Genomic DNA, 15,387 nt, shown 5'->3' with positions numbered 1-15,387 from the left:
ATAGTGGCCATGATCTCACGGCGTCGGCGGGCGCCGCCGGGGTACTCGCGATGAACCCGGGGTGAGCGGGCGGAAACCCCGTGGGGAGTGGCGATGCTCACTCCGCTCAGGTGTGAGGCTCTCTGGACATATGCGCGGATCGGTCCGATCATCAAATGAGTGCGGTCGGCACCGGATGAGCGCCAGAGGTTCCATCACCGAGAAGCATCCGGGTCGCAGCCCCCACGGGGCACAACAACAAAACCCCTCATTTAGGAGCAATCGTGGCGCGCGACATCGCGGCTCCCGTCCCGACCAACCACAAGGAACTGATCTCGTGGGTCAACGAGATCGCCGAACTGACCGAGCCGGACAGTGTGGTCTGGTGTGACGGATCCGAGGCCGAGTACGAGCGGCTGAGCGAGGAGCTCGTCCGCAGGGGCACCTTCAAGAAGCTCGACCCGATCAAGCGCCCCAACTCGTACTACGCCGCTTCCGACCCGACCGATGTCGCGCGGGTCGAGGACCGGACGTTCATCTGCTCCGAGAACGAGGCGGACGCGGGCCCGACCAACCACTGGAAGGCCCCCGCCGAGATGCGGGAGATCTTCTCCGGTGAGCAGGGCGTCTTCCGCGGCTCGATGCGCGGCCGCACGATGTACGTCGTCCCGTTCTGCATGGGCCCGCTCGGCTCGGACCTCTCCGCGATCGGCGTCGAGATCACCGACTCCGCCTACGTCGCCGTGTCCATGCGCACCATGACCCGTATGGGACAGCCCGTCCTGGACGAACTCGGCACCGACGGTTTCTTCGTGCGTGCAGTGCACACGCTCGGAGCGCCGCTGGCCGAGGGCGAGGCGGACGTGCCGTGGCCGTGCAACTCCACGAAGTACATCTCCCACTTCCCCGAGAGCCGCGAGATCTGGTCGTACGGCTCCGGCTACGGCGGCAACGCCCTGCTCGGCAAGAAGTGCTACGCCCTGCGCATAGCCTCGGTGATGGCGCGCGACGAGGGCTGGCTCGCCGAGCACATGCTGATCCTCAAGCTGACCCCGCCGCACGGCGAGTCGAAGTACGTCGCCGCCGCCTTCCCGAGCGCCTGCGGCAAGACCAACCTCGCGATGCTGGAGCCCACGATCTCCGGCTGGACCGTCGAGACGATCGGTGACGACATCGCCTGGATGCGCTTCGGCGAGGACGGCCGCCTCTACGCGATCAACCCCGAGGCCGGCTTCTTCGGCGTCGCGCCCGGCACCGGCGAGCACACCAACGCCAACGCGATGAAGACGCTGTGGGGCAACTCCGTCTTCACCAACGTCGCGCTCACCGACGACAACGACATCTGGTGGGAGGGCATGACGGAGGAGACTCCGGCACACCTGACCGACTGGAAGGGCAACGACTGGACGCCGGAGTCCGGCACCCCGGCCGCCCACCCCAACGCCCGCTTCACCACTCCCGCCTCGCAGTGCCCGATCATCGCGCCCGAGTGGGAGGACCCCCGGGGCGTGCCGATCTCGGCGATCCTCTTCGGCGGCCGCCGGGCGTCGGCCGTACCGCTGGTGACGGAGTCCTTCGACTGGAACCACGGTGTCTTCCTCGGCGCGAACGTCGCCTCCGAGAAGACCGCCGCCGCCGAGGGCAAGGTCGGCGAGCTGCGCCGCGACCCGTTCGCCATGCTGCCGTTCTGCGGCTACAACATGGGCGACTACATGGGTCACTGGGTCGACGTCGCCAAGGACAGGGACCAGGAGAAGCTCCCGAAGATCTACTACGTGAACTGGTTCCGCAAGAACGACGCGGGCAAGTTCGTGTGGCCCGGCTTCGGCGAGAACAGCCGCGTCCTGAAGTGGATCGTCGAGCGCCTCGACGGCAAGGCCGAGGGCGTCGAGACCCCCATCGGGGTCCTGCCGACCCGGGAGTCCCTCGACACCGACGGCCTCGAACTGGCCGACGCCGACCTCGACTTCCTGCTCACGGTCGACAAGGAGGTCTGGCGCGACGAGGCCTCACTGGTCCCCGAGCACCTCAACACCTTCGGCGAGCACACACCGAAGGAACTGTGGGACGAGTACCGCGCTCTGGTGCAGCGCCTGGGCTGACGCCCGCTGTTGCTCCGCGGCCGATCCGAGTTGCCCTGACCTGCGACCGTTGCGGCGGTCGGCCGCGGTGACCGCACCCGCCGGGGTTCCGCGCACATCTGCGCGGGACCCCGGCTTTTTCGTGCCCGCCGTCCCGCCCGTGCCGGAACGGCTGAAAAAGCGAGGATTTCGGGGGACACTCCTGACATCTCGCAGTCGACCCCGAAATGAGGTGGGCGGGGTGCGTACGCCTGTCAGCGACCCCATGAAGATCGGTCCGTACCGCATCGTGGGCCGGCTGGGCTCCGGTGGCATGGGATGGGTGTATCTCGGCCGCTCGCCCGCCGGGCGCGAGGTCGCGGTGAAGGTGGTGCGGCCCGAACTGGCCGCGCAGGGCGAGTTCCGGGAGCGCTTCGCGCGCGAGGTCGCGGCGGCCCGTGTGGTCAGCGGCGCCTACACCGCGGCCGTGGTCGACGCCGACACCGAGGCCGAACTGCCGTGGCTGGCCACCCTGTACGTGCCGGGTCCCTCGCTCGCCGAGGCGGTCCACACCGACGGCCCGCTGCCCGAACCACAGGTACGACGGCTCGGCGCGGGCCTGGTCGAGGCACTCCAGGCCATCCACGCCGCACGCGTGGTGCACCGGGACCTCAAACCGGCCAACGTGCTCCTCGCCTCGGACGGACCGCGTGTCATCGACTTCGGGATCTCCCGCGTGGACGGCGCTCCCGGCCTCACCCAGGTCGGCGTCGTCGTCGGCACCCCGCCCTTCATGTCGCCCGAGCAGATCAGGGGCGCCGCGGTGGGCCCGGCGAGCGATGTCTTCTCCCTCGGCGGGGTGCTGGTGTACGCGCTCACCGGACGGCCGCCGCACGGCAGCGGAGAGGCCGTTCGCTACCGCGTCGCCTTCGAGGAACCCGAACTCGACGGCATCGCGGGGCCGTTGCGGGATCTGATCGCGCACTGTCTGGCGAAGCGCCCCGAGGACCGGCCCCCGCTCGACCGGCTGCTGGCCGGGCTGCTGGAGCAGGAGCCCCGGCAGGCCGACTGGCCGCCGCCCACGGTCGCCCACAGCATCAAGGTGCGGACCAACGATCTGATGAAGCGCCGCAAGCAGAGCACCAGCGTGTCCGTACCCTCCTGTCTGCTGTCGCACGCCCAGGCGCTGCTCGACGCCGGACTGACCGACGCGATGGTCGCCGAGGCGGTGGGCCGTGGCGACGCCTGACTCCTTTGCGGGCCACGGCCGGGAGATCCTCGAAATCGGAACGCACTGGCGTCAGCTGGTGCAGAACTGGGTGGCCAGAAGGAATTTCCACACGGTGACCGACACCGTTTCCGTCTCCATGCGATTCGACATCGAGGAAACGGGCCGGATGGTTACCGTCCGGTTCATGACGACCAAGAGACTGCTGGTCGCTTTCGCGACCGACGGGCATTTCCTGCGTAAGGACCAACTGGCCCTCGCCGCGGCCGCGTCGAACGCGTGGAACACCGAACAGCTCCATCCCATGCTGTCCGTGTGGGACGTACGGGGGCCGCGCCCCTGTCTCGCAGGAGTGTGCGATCTTCCGCTGACCTGTCGCATGACGCAAACAGATTTCGATGCTTTGGCCAGTGATTGGGTGGAGCGGGCGAGACAGATGTTCACCCGATGCCATCAGGTGTTCGAGTTGTAGAAGTGAAGTCCGCCGCGTTCCCCAAACCCTTCCGGACACCCTCCGGTTTCCGCCACTATGGGCGAGTGCCTTTCAGGGCCACGGGGGTGTTCTTTTAAGGCCATGGGGGGTCTTTTCCATGCGGCGGCTTTCCTTCCTGATGCTTTCCGGACTCCTGGCCGCGTTCGCCCCGGCGGTGCCCGCCGCGGCCCGCGAGCAGTGCGGGCCGACCTTCGAACAGCGCCTCGGCTGCTGGTCCGACGCCATTCGCGGGGGAACGGTCCGGGTCACCCTCGACCGGACCCTGCCGTTCGACGGCAGCGCCGAGAAGCGCAAGGGTTTCGAACAGACGCTCTCGGACCAGAGCGGTCGACTCCTGGTCGAGGTGCCGTCGGGCGTCCACACCGGGGCCGGAGGATCGGCACTCCTCGTGCTGGCGGACAGCAAGGGCAGGCTCGTCGCGGACGACGCCGTCATCGACAAGCTGAAGCCCGAGATCGTGACCGAGCTGGCCGGCCGCGGAGCCTGCCACCCGAGGAACGCCGACGACCTGTGCGCGCGGCTCGGCAAGAGCGGGCTGAGCGGCCGCGATCTGATCGACGCCGGGCTGGCCGCCGACCTCTCCCGGCACGCCTACACCGTCACCGGCTCCGGGACCGGCACGTCCGCGACCCCCACCGGTGAGACCGCCGCCGGTGCGACCCCCACCGGCAAACAGGGGCAAGGACAGGGGCAGAACGCGGGCCGGGGCCATGAGACCGGGAACGTCGGCGGCACGGACCAGGACCCCGCGGTCGCGCCCGACCCGGGCGGCGACTCCGGCTGGGACACCGCCACCCAGGTGCTCACCGTCCTGTGCGCGGTGCTCGTCCTCCTGCTCGGCCTGCTCCTCTTCCTGATCCGCCGTTCCGCCCGGTCCGTCGCCATCGGCAGCCTGTCCAGACGCTCGCTCGCCGCACCGGGCGTCGGCCCCCTACCGGCCGCCTCGGCGCCCCGGCCGCGCGGCCGTCCCCGTACCCATGCGCCGGACGAGGCCACCACCGCACTTCGTACCCATGTGCCCGACGAGGCCACCACCGCCCTTCGTACCCACGTGCCCGACGAGGCCACCACCCGGCTGCGGGCCACGCCGGCGCCCCGCAGCCGAGGACGGCGGGTCGGCAACGTACCCGGACCCGCCCGGCCCGCCGTCGTACGCACCGAACTGCACCCGCAGGGCTATGTCGAGGTGGACCACGTGCTGTACCGGGCGGTGTGGGCCGAGCCGGGCCGCCCGCCGCCCACGCCCGGCGGACTCGTCGATGTCACCGAGGCGGGGGAGCGGGACTCCGACGTCCTCTACGCGTTCCCGCCCACACCCGGACGGCACGCCAAGGCCGCCCGGCCCTGAGACCAGGAGAGAACCCATGCACAGCGACTACCCGCCCACGTTGCCGGCGGAATACGCCGACATCGAGTTCGAGAACAACGCACAGCGGCTGCCGCTCGTCCTCTGCCTCGACATCTCCAGCTCCATGGCGGGTCAGCCCATCCAGACGCTCAACAACGCGCTCGCGGAGTGGACCCGCGAACTGCACGACGACGTCAGCCTCAGCTACAGCGTCGAGGTCGCCGTGGTCACCTTCGGCGGCCAGGGCGTCGCCGCCTGGCGCGGGCCGCAGTTCCTCGCCCCGGGCGCCCCGGTGAGCCCGTTCGTGCCGGCGCACATGTTCCACCCGCCGCAGCTCGCCGCCGCCGGGGTCACCCTGATGACCGAGGCCCTCGAACTGTCGATGAACATCGTCGCCGCCCGCAAGGCCGAACTGCGCGCCTCCGGGCTCCAGTACTACCGGCCGCAGATCTGTCTCGTCACCGACGGACTGCCCACCGACGCCACGGGCCATCTCACCGACTCCTGGCACCGGTTGATCCCGGTGCTCGCCGACGAGCAGCAGGCCCGCCGCTTCCGGCTCTACGCGATCGGCGTCGGCGGCATCACGGACCGGGGCGAGCAGGTGCTCCGGTCGTTCGCGCCGAAGTTCAACGCCCGGCTCCAGGGATTCCCGTTCCGCGAGCTGCTCCAGATGATGTCCGCGAGCGCCAACGCCGAGCAGAAGGGCGCGGGCGACGAGGTCTTCGAGAAGATCTTCAGCCAGTTCAAGACGCAGCGCCCGGCCTGGGAATCGTGACCGATGACCCGATGGGATTCCTGACTGATGACCGCAGTCGACGAGCGGGAGACGCCGTGGCGGATCCACGGAATGAGCGTCGAGGGATACCGGCACCGCCGCCAGGGGCAGCCCTGCCAGGACGCCTGCGCGCACAGGGTGACGGCGTCCGTGGCGGTCCTCGCCGTCGCCGACGGCGCGGGCAGCCGGCCGCGCTCCGAGGAGGGAGCCCGGCTCGCGGTGGAGCTGGCCACCGAGCACTTCGCGCGCCGGGCCGCCACCGCGGCGGACCGACGTCCGGGCAAGGCCGTGCGCGAGCTCATGCGGGACGCCTTCCACGACGTCTGCAAGGTGTTCCTGGACCGCACCGGTCCCGACGCGGCGGACTTCGCGACCACCCTCACGGTGGTCGTGCTCGCGCGGGGCTGGCTCGGCCATCTGTCCGTGGGGGACGGCTTCGTCGTCCTGCGGGCCGGTACGGAGGACGGTGAGCGTCAGTTCCATCTGCTGCCGCAGCCGGCCGCGGCCAGCGAGTACAGCAACGAGACGGTCTTCCTCACCTCGCCCGACGCGGCCCGCTGGGTGCACACCGACTGTGTGTCCGACGACGGGATCGACGGGGTGCTGCTGTCCACCGACGGACTGGCGCAGGCCGCGCTCAACCGGTCCACGGGCGGCGCGCTGTCGCCGAACACGTCGTTCGCCGAGGCCGTGTTCCGCTCCCTCGACGTCCCGGGCCCGGTGACCGCGAGCGCCCACGAGGGCCTCGGCACCCTGCTCAGGTCGGACCGGCTCACCGCCCTCAACGCCGACGACAAGACCCTGCTGCGGGCCGTGCTCAAGGCGCGGCCATGAGCGGCCTCACCGTGTTCCTGGACGGCAAGCCGGTCACCCTCGCCGAACTGCCCCTCAAGGGCGGCGGCCAGGCGGCCGTCTTCCCCGTCGTCGGCGACGACGGCATCGTCGTCAAGCTGTACCGCGAACCGCCGGGCCCCGAACAGGAACAGCGGCTGAAGCGGATGCTGACCATGTCCCCGCTCGTGACCCGTCCCACCGACGCCTCCCAGCCACCCGAACTGGCCTGGCCGACCGCCCTCGCCCGGGGCGCCAAGGGCGAGTTCCTCGGCTACGCCATGCGCCGCTTCGGCGAGCCCCAGCACGTCCAGCTGATCGGCCTGTTCACCCGCGCCCAGCGCCTCAAGCTGTTCGGCGACCGGGCCGACTGGCGCTTCCTGGTCGGCGTCGCCTGGAACCTCGCCTTCATGACCGCCCGCATGCACTACGACGATCTCGTCATCGGCGACTTCTCCAGCAGCAACGTCGTCGTCGACGCCAACGGCTTCGTCACCTTCCTCGACTGCGACTCCATCGCCTTCAACGACCCGGTGACCGGGGAACTCTTCCCCTGCCTGATGCACACCACCGACTACTCCTCGCCCGAGCGGCAGGCCGGTGGCCCCGCCACCCGCGCGACGGACGAGTTCGCCCTCGCGGTCCTCGTCTACCAGCTGCTGACCGCCGGGAACCACCCCTTCGGCGGTGTCCCGCACGACAGTGCCTCCGAGTCGACCGTCAAGGACAACATCGCCGCCAGCATCTCCTACGTCGTGCGCCCCGAGCGGGTCGTGATGCCGCGCGGAACCATCGATCCCTCGGTGCTCCCTCCCGAACTCCTCACGCTGGCCCGCACCGCGTTCGGCCCCGGTGTGCAGGACCCCGCCGTCCGGCCTCCGGCGGAGGCGTGGCTGCGCGCCCTGGACAAGGAGCGCGCGCTGGTACGGGTCTGTCCGGGCCGCCCGCTGCACGCGTTCGGCTCGCATCTGACCGTGTGCCCCTGGTGCACCAGGGCGGGGCTCACCGGGCACGACGTGTTCAACGTCCCGGTGGCGGTCCCGACGCCCGGAATGCCGCAGCCGGGGCCGCCCGTGCCGACGCCGGGGGAGCCGTGGCCGGTGGGGCTGAAGGTGGCGCTGCTGGTCCTGCTGTTCGTGATCCTGGTGGTGCTTGTGGCGAGCACCTGAGCCGCCGGCACCGCAGGCGGCCAGGCGGCCGGGGCGTCGCGCGTGGCCCCGGGCACCGCGAGCGGCCCTGGTCACTGTGAGCGGCCGCGGTCCTCCAGATAGCGGGTGTGCGACTCCTGGCGCCGTGCCTCGGTCTCCCGCAGGGCTGCGGCGAGCCGGTCCGACTCCTCCTGGAGCAGGGTGAGCTGACGCTCCAGATGGCGTTCGGGCGGTTCGGTGCCGGGGGCCAGCCGGGTCCACCACCGGGTGCGGACGAAGGTGTCGACCGCCTCCGGGATGTCCTGCCGTACGGCGCGGGACAGGGCGTGCACGCCTTCGGGGTCCTGGGCGAGGATCTCGGCGACCCAGCCCGGATCGAGCAGGGCGGTGAGGACCTCGGTCAGCTCGGTGAGCCGCCCGGCCGCCGCAGGGGGGAGGTCGACGCCGTCGAGATACTCCCGCAGCTTGCCGAAGTCGACGCGTAGTTCGGCGAGTTGGGCGGAGGGGTCCGGGAAGTCGGGCGGGGCCGGGCGTTCCGGTGGCGCGATCAGGGCGCCCGCGCCGTACAGACCCGCGACGACGACCGGCCAGTACGGGCCCGCCGTGCCGGTGAAGGTCAGCGCGAGTCCGGCGATCCCGCACGCGCTGCCGGTGAGGTTCTTGCGCGACTCGAGGAAGCCGAGGAACTTACTGGTAGCCACGGATCTCCTCGAAGGCGCCGTCGAGCGAGCCCTGCCGGGCGTCGAAGAGACGGCCGCCGGTCAGGTCGGCGATGTGCTGGAGCTCGCCGCGGTCGGAGTCGCCGAACAGGATGGGGAAGACGGGGATCTCCCGCTGTCCGCCGGGCAGCCGGCGGTAGAAGCCGTCGAAGTCGGAGGGGCTCGCGCCTCTGGTGTTCTCGCCGTCCGTCATCAGCACGATCGAGGTGAACGTGTCGTCACCGGCGCCCAGATGACCGTAGGCCTTCTCCAGCGAGGTGTAGATGGCGGTGTCGCCGTCGGCGCTGAGCGCGCGGGTGTCCCGGCGGATGGCGTCGAGGCCGGCCTTCGGGTTCTCGGGGCGGACCACATGGGTGCGCACGCTCTTGACCTGCGAGCCGAACGGCATGAGCGTCACCTCCTCGCGGTCGCGGAAGTCGCCGGTCAGGTCGCCGAGGGACTTCTTGAGCCGGGAGAGGCGGTCGCCGTCCATCGAGCCCGAGGTGTCGAGGACGTACACCGTCCTGGACGGCCGGCGCAGTTTGTTCTCGTAGGAGTCGAGGAGATGGTCGGCGACGGACCGGCTTCCGGGGAAGGGGAGTTCACGCCGTCGTCCGGTGTCGAGCCCGGCCGCCGGGGGGACGGAGGCGATGACCGGGCGGCGGTGCGTCCGCTCGGTGATCATCTTCTGGGCGGCGGGGGCGCGCAGGGCCTCGGCGAGGCGCCGGACGTCGTCGCGGGTGTCCTTGGAGGACGCGGCGAGGGAGGAGAGCGGATAGTCGGCCGTCACCACGCCGTCGCGCGGGCGGATGACCGTCAGTCCCTTCATGCCCTTGAGGACGGACTCGTAGTTGAGCAGGGCGTCCACGGTGCCGCGCCGCTCGTAGGCGGTGGCCAGCCAGCCCGACGAACCCGAGGTCAGCTTCTGCCCCTTGAAGAACTCCCGCAGCCGGGGAGTCGCCTTGGCGACGTCGGCGTCCGTGAGCGCGGACTGGGCGCCGGACAGCGCGGAGGCCACCGAGATGAGCGTGGAGAAGCCGGAGTTGGAGCGTGCCGGATCAGTCATGCCGTACGTGAGCTTTCCGTCCGTCACGGCCTTCTCCACCTGCGACCAGGTGACGTCGTCAGGTTTCCAGCCGAGGGCCCGCACCGTGGCCGGCTTGACGCCGATGGCCACCGGGCTCGACATGACCGGCGTCTCGGAGACGACCTTCTTCGCGGCCTCGGGGCGCAGATGCAGATAGGCGTCGGAGGAGAGCCACAGGGCGTCGTACCTGTCGTCCGCCGTGCCCCGCGCGATCAGGTCCACGGCGGCGAGGGTGCCCATGTAGGTGGGTCTGACCGTGATGCCGGTGTCCCGCCGGATCTGTTCGAGGACCGGCTTCATGTCGCCGAGTTCGCTGGAGGCGAGGACGCGGAGGGTGCCGGGCCGCGGGGCGCCGTCGTCCCCGGACTTCGCGTCCCCGTGGGCCGTGCAGGCGGTGAGGGCGAGCAGGGCCGCGGCGGCTCCGGCCGCCCGTCGGAGGCTTCTCATCCGTGCCCGCCCTCCAGGGCGCCCCGGGTGCGGCTGCGCTCCAAGTAGGCTCCGGCGTTCTGGAGTTCGGAGGTCAGCGACTCCACGGTCGCGGCCATCGTCTCGGTCGCCCGGACCTTGTACGTGTCGATCGCGTCGAGGGTGCGGTAGATCTCCTGGAAGGCGGTGCGCAGGGTCTCGGCGCCGACGGCGGGGTCGGCGGCGATGCGCTGGATCTCCCCGCTCTGGGTGGCGAGCATCTCGGCGTTGCCGCGGATGAGGTCCTCCGTCGTGCCGCGCAGGGCGTTGACCTGCTCGACTACCTTGCGCTGGTTGTCGAGGGCGGAGGCGAGCATGACGGAGATGCGCAGTGCGGAGACGGTGGTGGTGGCCGCGCGGTCGACGCCCTTGATGAGTTCCTCGTTGTTGCGCCGGACCACGTCCATCGCCAGGTAGCCCTGGGCGCACACCGCGAGCTGGGTGAGCAGGTCCTGGTTCTTCTGCCGGACCGGGAAGAGCACGTCGGAGCGGAGTGTGTCGGCACCCGCGGGGTCGGCGGCGTCGACGCCCGCGATGTGGGCCTCGACCGCGGTGTCCAGGGCCTGGGTCAGCACGACGTACTCCTGGAGCTTGCCCATCGTCTCCCAGAGCCGGACGCGTTCGGTCTGCAACGCGGCGTTGTCACGGCGCAGTTCGTCCTGGCCGCCGCGCAGCGACCCCACGATCTTGTTCAACGTGCCCTGCGCGGAGGCGTACTTGGCGACGTGGTCGCGCAGTCTGTTGCCGCCGGGCAGCCTGGACAGGAACTTCCTCCCCTTGCTCGCGGACAGGTCGCGCGGGTCCAGGTCCTCGACCACGCGCCTCAGTTCCACGAGCGAGCCCGCGACGTGCGACTGCGCGTCCTCGCCCTTGGAGGGCAGGCTGCGGATCGTCCGCTCCAGCATGCGGTTGGACTGGGCGGCGGCGCCGCGCATCTCGCTCGCCCCCAGGCCGGCGATCTCCCCGACCTTGCCCGCGAATTCGGGGGAGCGGGCGTCCAGGACGGCGAGTCCGTCGATGTACTCCGCGGCCCTGCGCGCCATTTCGTCCTGCACCCCCGGCTCGACGGGTACGAGCCCGCCCGCCTTCTCGCGGGGCACGGGTGCCACGGCCTCGGGCGGTGTGAGGGTGAACGTGTCTTCGGTGCTCATGTGCTCTTCCCCCTAGGGGCTGTTGTGTGGGTCAGGTTGCAGGATGTGGGCGGTGCCTTGTCGGCGGGGGTGAGCGGGGTCTGGTGCGTGCGGCTGCAAGGCGGAGGAGGGAGTCGACGCGGTGGGGGCACCTCCCGGCCGAAGGCTGGGGGACGTCGGCGAGTGACGACAACGCCGCAGGCGTGCGTGCCAGACCCCGTCGTCTGCGGCATGATCCAGACGACAGCCCCTAGTTCCCGGCCCGGCGCGCCATCTCGTGCAGCACCTTGTAGGCGGGCACGGGCGCCTGCCGGACGCCGGTCAGCTTCTGGTTGAGATAGGTGGAGTGGGCGGCGGTGGCCGCGGTGAACTCGCCGGTCGCGCCCTGCGGGCGGAACCCGTGCCGGACGGCGAGCCTGCGCAACGTCGGGTCGGTGCTGAGGAGTTCGCCCAGCGCGCGGCCCTCGGGTGTGAGCGGTACGACGGTGTGGTCGCTGTTGGCCGTGGTGTCCGGGTAGAGGACCGTGAGGTCTCCGGTGTCCTGGCCCTCGGCGAGCAGCGCGGCGACCTGTGACTCGTAGACGAGGACGAGCGGGTTGCCGGCGCCGCTGACGAAGTCGCGGAACGCGGCGTCGGTGCTGGACTGCTGGGCGCCCTGGACGCTGATGAGCCGGTGCATCAAGGGCGCGGTGCGGCCGACGGCGGCGTCGTCGGCGGCGACGCGCCCGCCGTCGGCGACGTAGGACGCGGCGGCGAGGTAGAGGGCGCCCGAGTTGGAGGTCTCCGGGTCGGTGCTGGTGATGTACAGCGTGCCGGTCAGTTCACCGTGTGCCTTGGCGCCCTTGAGCTGCTGCCAGGTCCGCTCGTGCTTCGCCGCGTCGAGGTAGGCGGCCATCTTCAGCGTGCCGGAGTTCTTGCCGAGGGCGGCCAGTCCGTTGGCGGCGAGTACCTGGGCCGCGCTGCGGTGGGCCACCACGACGAGGGGCGAGTAGAAGGGCCGGGGCAGCGGCTGGCGGACGTGGTACTTGTCCGCGAGTTCGTCGGCCGGCGCCTGGCTGGAAGGGAAGGCGAAGTCGTACCCCTTGAGGTCGAGGCCGTCCATGGCCCAGGACCCGGAGGTCTCCGTCTTCACGGTGTAGCCCTTGGCGGCGAGGGCCTTCACCACATCCGGATCGGAGAAGAACTCCGCCTTCTCCGAACCGATCACTCCGTGCACGGTCTTCGTTGCCGTGCCCTTGTCCTGAGCAGTGCGGCCCGCGACGACGGCTGCTGCCACTCCGCCGATCAACAGGACCGCCAGGACGATTCCCGCGATGCGTCTCACGCCTGGAGCGTGCACCTCGGAATCCAACGTTCCCCGTCTCGGAGGGTGAACGAGAGGTGACCACCGGGTCCCGGTACGAAACCGGAGCAAGGGGCGCCGCTAAGCGGGCGGCACGGCGCCCCGGGCGGGGCGGACGGGGTGGGTGTGGCGCCCGGTCCGCGCGTCCTCGAAGACGCGCGGACCGGGGCCGTGCGGGGGCCTCGGGCCGGTGGCCCGGGGTTCAGCGGGCGGCGAGCTCGCGGGGTTCGACGGCTGGCGCGTGGGCGTCCATGCGCTCGGCGGAGAGGATCGCGGCGGCCGTGTCGGCGCGGGAGGCCGCGACGACCAGGGCGCGGCCCGCCAGCGCGTGGGCCCGCCGGTGGAGGGTCACGAGGTGGGACGCCTCGGGCGCCGGCGCGGCCGGGGCCGCCTGGGTGCGGAGCGGGGCGCCGCCACGCAGCCGGGTCACCTGCTCGGTGAGCCGCTCGGCGCCGGCGTCCAGGTCGGCGGACGGGGCGAGCGCGCGGATCTCGTCGGTGACGGCGAGCAGCGCCGCGAGGTGACCGGCGAGCTGGATGTCCAGCTCCTCCTCGCGCGTCCGGTGGGGGAAGTCGGAGGAGGGGGCGCCGGCCATCGTGTGGACCGACTTCGAGCGGATCGGTTCGTACATGGGATGGCCTCCTGTGCCTGACAGGAAGCCATCCTAGCTTGGATCTCGTCTAAAGTTGAGCAGGTTCGCATACTGGGACGCGACGCACACACAGGGTGAGTGGGGCCGCGGCCCCGGCGGGTGTCACGGCTGGCTGTAGCCGTCCAGGAACGTGCCGATCCGCGTCACCGCGTCCGTCAGATCCGCGACCGTCGGCAGCGTGACCACCCGGAAGTGGTCCGGCTCGGGCCAGTTGAAGCCCGTCCCCTGGACGACCATGATCTTCTCGCGGCGCAGCAGGTCGAGCACCATCTGCCGGTCGTCCTTGACCTTGAAGACCTTCGGGTCGAGGCGCGGGAAGAGATACAGCGCCCCCTTCGGCTTCACGCAGGTCACGCCGGGGATCTGCGTCAGCAGCTCGTGCGCGATGTCCCGCTGTTCCTTCAGGCGCCCGCCCGGCAGGACCAGGTCGTTGATCGTCTGGCGCCCGCTGAGCGCCGCCACGACTCCGTGCTGCCCCGGCATGTTCGCGCACAGCCGCATGTTGGCGAGGATCGTCAGACCCTCGATGTAGGAGGTGGCGTGGGCGCGCGGCCCCGACACCGACATCCATCCGACGCGGTAGCCCGCGACCCGGTACGCCTTCGACATGCCGTTGAAGGTCAGGGTGAGCAGATCCGGGGCGATCTTGGCGGTCGCGGTGTGCGTGGCGTCGTCGTAGAGGATCTTGTCGTAGATCTCGTCCGAGCAGACCAGCAGGTTGTGCCGCCTGGCGATGTCCGTCAGCCCCCGGAGCATCGCGTCGTCGTAGACCGCGCCGGTCGGGTTGTTCGGGTTGATGATGACGATCGCCTTGGTGCGGTCGGTGATCTTCCGCTCCACGTCCGCGAGGTCGGGCATCCAGTCGGACTGCTCGTCGCAGCGGTAGTGCACGGCGGTGCCGCCCGACAGGGAGACCGCCGCGGTCCACAGGGGGTAGTCCGGAGCCGGTACGAGCACCTCGTCGCCGTCGTCCAGCAGCGCCTGCATCGCCATCACGATGAGCTCGGAGACACCGTTGCCGATGAAGACGTGATCGACGTCCGTCTCGATGCCGAGGGTCTGGTTGTGCATCACGACAGCCCGGCGGGCCGCGAGCAGCCCCTTGGCGTCGCCGTAGCCGTGCGCCGAGGAGACGTTGCGGAGGATGTCCTCGAGGATCTCCGGCGGACACTCGAACCCGAAGGCGGCCGGGTTGCCCGTGTTGAGCTTGAGGATGCGGTGACCGGCCGCTTCGAGCCGCATCGCCTCCTCAAGAACCGGACCCCGGATCTCGTAGCAGACGTTGGCGAGCTTCGTGGACTGGATCACCTGCATGCCCGTGAGCTTACGGCGGCCCGCCGCGCGCCGGGGCGTGTTTTTCACCACGTGAGACGTGTCGGTTCCGGCGGCTTTGTCCTCCGGCTGCGCCGAACGCCCAGGTGGTCCCTACAATGCGCGATCATGTCCTGGCAGTCCGGAGATCCCGAAGCCCGGCCGACGGTGTACCTCCCGCAGAGCGACGGAGCGACGCCGTTGGCCTACGAGACGTACGCCGACCCCGCCGAGGCGCACGGCTGGCGGAAGGCGTACACGGACGGCGAGGACACCGGCGTCCTGCCCGTCGTGCCCGGTGCGCCCGTCGGCTCGGCCCGGCGGCAGGAGCGGCGGCAGCAGCACAGGCGGAGCCGCCGCGGCAGGCTGACCGGACGGCTGGCCGTGGCCGGGGCGGCGGCGGGCGTCGTCGCCCTCGGTGTCGCGGCCTCCGGGGTATTCGACTCCGGGGCGGCCGGGGGACCGGGCGGCACGACCCGGCCCACGACCCGCCCGGCACACCTCGCCACCGACCCCGCGCAGGCCGGCGCCGACTCCACCGGCACCGCCTCCGCGCGGCCCCTCCGGGCCCCGCCGGCCATTTCGCCGACCACCACGTCGGCGCCCGCGCCGGACCCGTCCGCCGACGCGTCCGGCGCCTCCCCGGGAGCGACCACGACCGCGTCCGCCTCCATGTCCGCTGGCGCCTCCACGGCACCCGTGTCCCCCGCGGCCACCGTGCCCACGGCCTCCGCCACCACCGCGACCCCTCCGGCCACCCCGACCGCCCCGGCGACGAGCGCCCCCGGCGGCCACGGGCACGGCCACGGTCACGGGCACGGCGGCGGGTTCGGTTAG

The 15,387-nt window shown here is 71.1% G+C and carries 14 protein-coding genes; 8 read left to right on the top strand and 6 right to left on the bottom strand.

The annotated features are described in order from the left end of the window. The first annotated feature begins 263 nt into the window (after positions 1-263). The 7 genes from ABZV42_RS27005 to ABZV42_RS26975 all read left to right on the top strand — a co-directional run bounded on the left by ABZV42_RS27005 (position 264) and on the right by ABZV42_RS26975 (position 7,886). Positions 264-2,081 carry a phosphoenolpyruvate carboxykinase (GTP) gene (locus ABZV42_RS27005; RefSeq protein ID WP_355975691.1) on the top strand — a complete coding sequence of 606 codons (1,818 nt, stop codon included), beginning with the start codon at positions 264-266 and terminating at the stop codon, positions 2,079-2,081. 220 nt (positions 2,082-2,301) lie between these two features. Continuing rightward, complete coding sequence (locus ABZV42_RS27000) at positions 2,302-3,288, top strand: serine/threonine-protein kinase (RefSeq protein ID WP_355975689.1); 987 nt, start codon at positions 2,302-2,304, stop codon at positions 3,286-3,288. After that, positions 3,275-3,739, top strand: a complete 465-nt coding sequence (locus ABZV42_RS26995) for a hypothetical protein (RefSeq protein ID WP_355975686.1) — start codon at positions 3,275-3,277, stop codon at positions 3,737-3,739. The genes ABZV42_RS27000 and ABZV42_RS26995 overlap by 14 nt, the downstream gene beginning before the upstream one ends. Before the next feature lie 118 nt (positions 3,740-3,857). Next, positions 3,858-5,108 carry a hypothetical protein gene (locus tag ABZV42_RS26990; protein ID WP_355975683.1) on the top strand — a complete coding sequence of 417 codons (1,251 nt, stop codon included), beginning with the start codon at positions 3,858-3,860 and terminating at the stop codon, positions 5,106-5,108. A 16-nt stretch (positions 5,109-5,124) separates the two neighbouring features. Beyond that, positions 5,125-5,886, top strand: a complete 762-nt coding sequence (locus ABZV42_RS26985) for a hypothetical protein (RefSeq protein ID WP_355975681.1) — start codon at positions 5,125-5,127, stop codon at positions 5,884-5,886. Between the two features lie 27 nt (positions 5,887-5,913). Next, positions 5,914-6,720: a PP2C family serine/threonine-protein phosphatase gene (locus ABZV42_RS26980; RefSeq protein ID WP_355975679.1), complete on the top strand. Its 807-nt coding sequence runs from the start codon at positions 5,914-5,916 to the stop codon at positions 6,718-6,720. Further along, on the top strand, positions 6,717-7,886 hold the full coding sequence (locus tag ABZV42_RS26975) for a hypothetical protein (protein ID WP_356053906.1): 1,170 nt from the start codon (positions 6,717-6,719) through the stop codon (positions 7,884-7,886). The genes ABZV42_RS26980 and ABZV42_RS26975 overlap by 4 nt, the downstream gene beginning before the upstream one ends. 71 nt (positions 7,887-7,957) lie before the next feature. Here the strand turns inward: ABZV42_RS26975 and ABZV42_RS26970 are convergent, their stop codons facing one another. From ABZV42_RS26970 to ABZV42_RS26945, 6 genes are all read right to left on the bottom strand, one after another. After that, the gene (locus ABZV42_RS26970) at positions 7,958-8,566 is read right to left on the bottom strand and encodes a hypothetical protein (protein WP_355975675.1); all 609 of its coding nucleotides are present in this window, start codon (positions 8,564-8,566) and stop codon (positions 7,958-7,960) included. After that, a complete protein-coding gene (locus tag ABZV42_RS26965; protein WP_355975673.1) occupies positions 8,553-10,097 on the bottom strand; it encodes a VWA domain-containing protein in 1,545 nt (514 codons plus the stop codon). Before ABZV42_RS26965 ends, ABZV42_RS26970 begins: the two co-directional genes overlap by 14 nt. Beyond that, positions 10,094-11,266 carry a toxic anion resistance protein gene (locus ABZV42_RS26960; protein WP_356053904.1) on the bottom strand — a complete coding sequence of 391 codons (1,173 nt, stop codon included), beginning with the start codon at positions 11,264-11,266 and terminating at the stop codon, positions 10,094-10,096. Before ABZV42_RS26960 ends, ABZV42_RS26965 begins: the two co-directional genes overlap by 4 nt. A gap of 229 nt (positions 11,267-11,495) precedes the next feature. Then, positions 11,496-12,569, bottom strand: coding sequence for a hypothetical protein (locus tag ABZV42_RS26955; protein ID WP_355975669.1), 1,074 nt, complete (start codon positions 12,567-12,569; stop codon positions 11,496-11,498). Positions 12,570-12,789: 220 nt separating this feature from the next. Continuing rightward, positions 12,790-13,218, bottom strand: a complete 429-nt coding sequence (locus tag ABZV42_RS26950; RefSeq protein WP_355975667.1) for a hypothetical protein — start codon at positions 13,216-13,218, stop codon at positions 12,790-12,792. Positions 13,219-13,341: 123 nt separating this feature from the next. After that, positions 13,342-14,553: a pyridoxal phosphate-dependent aminotransferase gene (locus ABZV42_RS26945; protein WP_355975665.1), complete on the bottom strand. Its 1,212-nt coding sequence runs from the start codon at positions 14,551-14,553 to the stop codon at positions 13,342-13,344. A gap of 126 nt (positions 14,554-14,679) precedes the next feature. On the opposite strand from ABZV42_RS26945, the gene ABZV42_RS26940 reads away from it, so the two are divergent. Next, a complete protein-coding gene (locus ABZV42_RS26940; protein WP_356053902.1) occupies positions 14,680-15,387 on the top strand; it encodes a hypothetical protein in 708 nt (235 codons plus the stop codon).

The sequence above is a fragment of the Streptomyces sp. NPDC005281 genome (assembly GCF_040607495.1).
GTDB lineage: Bacteria > Actinomycetota > Actinomycetes > Streptomycetales > Streptomycetaceae > Streptomyces.
This window is presented reverse-complemented; position numbering and strand designations above follow the sequence as displayed.

What these genes read in the sequence shown, in the direction of transcription:
- ABZV42_RS26990 (WP_355975683.1), top strand. Translation starts at nt 3,858, where the DNA reads ATGCGGCGGCTTTCCTTCCTGATGCTTTCCGGACTCCTGGCCGCGTTC.
- ABZV42_RS26985 (WP_355975681.1), top strand. Translation starts at nt 5,125, where the DNA reads ATGCACAGCGACTACCCGCCCACGTTGCCGGCGGAATACGCCGACATC.
- ABZV42_RS26980 (WP_355975679.1), top strand. Translation starts at nt 5,914, where the DNA reads ATGACCGCAGTCGACGAGCGGGAGACGCCGTGGCGGATCCACGGAATG.
- ABZV42_RS26975 (WP_356053906.1), top strand. Translation starts at nt 6,717, where the DNA reads ATGAGCGGCCTCACCGTGTTCCTGGACGGCAAGCCGGTCACCCTCGCC.
- ABZV42_RS26965 (WP_355975673.1), bottom strand. Translation starts at nt 10,097, where the DNA reads ATGAGAAGCCTCCGACGGGCGGCCGGAGCCGCCGCGGCCCTGCTCGCC.
- ABZV42_RS26960 (WP_356053904.1), bottom strand. Translation starts at nt 11,266, where the DNA reads ATGAGCACCGAAGACACGTTCACCCTCACACCGCCCGAGGCCGTGGCA.
- ABZV42_RS26950 (WP_355975667.1), bottom strand. Translation starts at nt 13,218, where the DNA reads ATGTACGAACCGATCCGCTCGAAGTCGGTCCACACGATGGCCGGCGCC.
- ABZV42_RS26945 (WP_355975665.1), bottom strand. Translation starts at nt 14,553, where the DNA reads ATGCAGGTGATCCAGTCCACGAAGCTCGCCAACGTCTGCTACGAGATC.
- ABZV42_RS26940 (WP_356053902.1), top strand. Translation starts at nt 14,680, where the DNA reads ATGTCCTGGCAGTCCGGAGATCCCGAAGCCCGGCCGACGGTGTACCTC.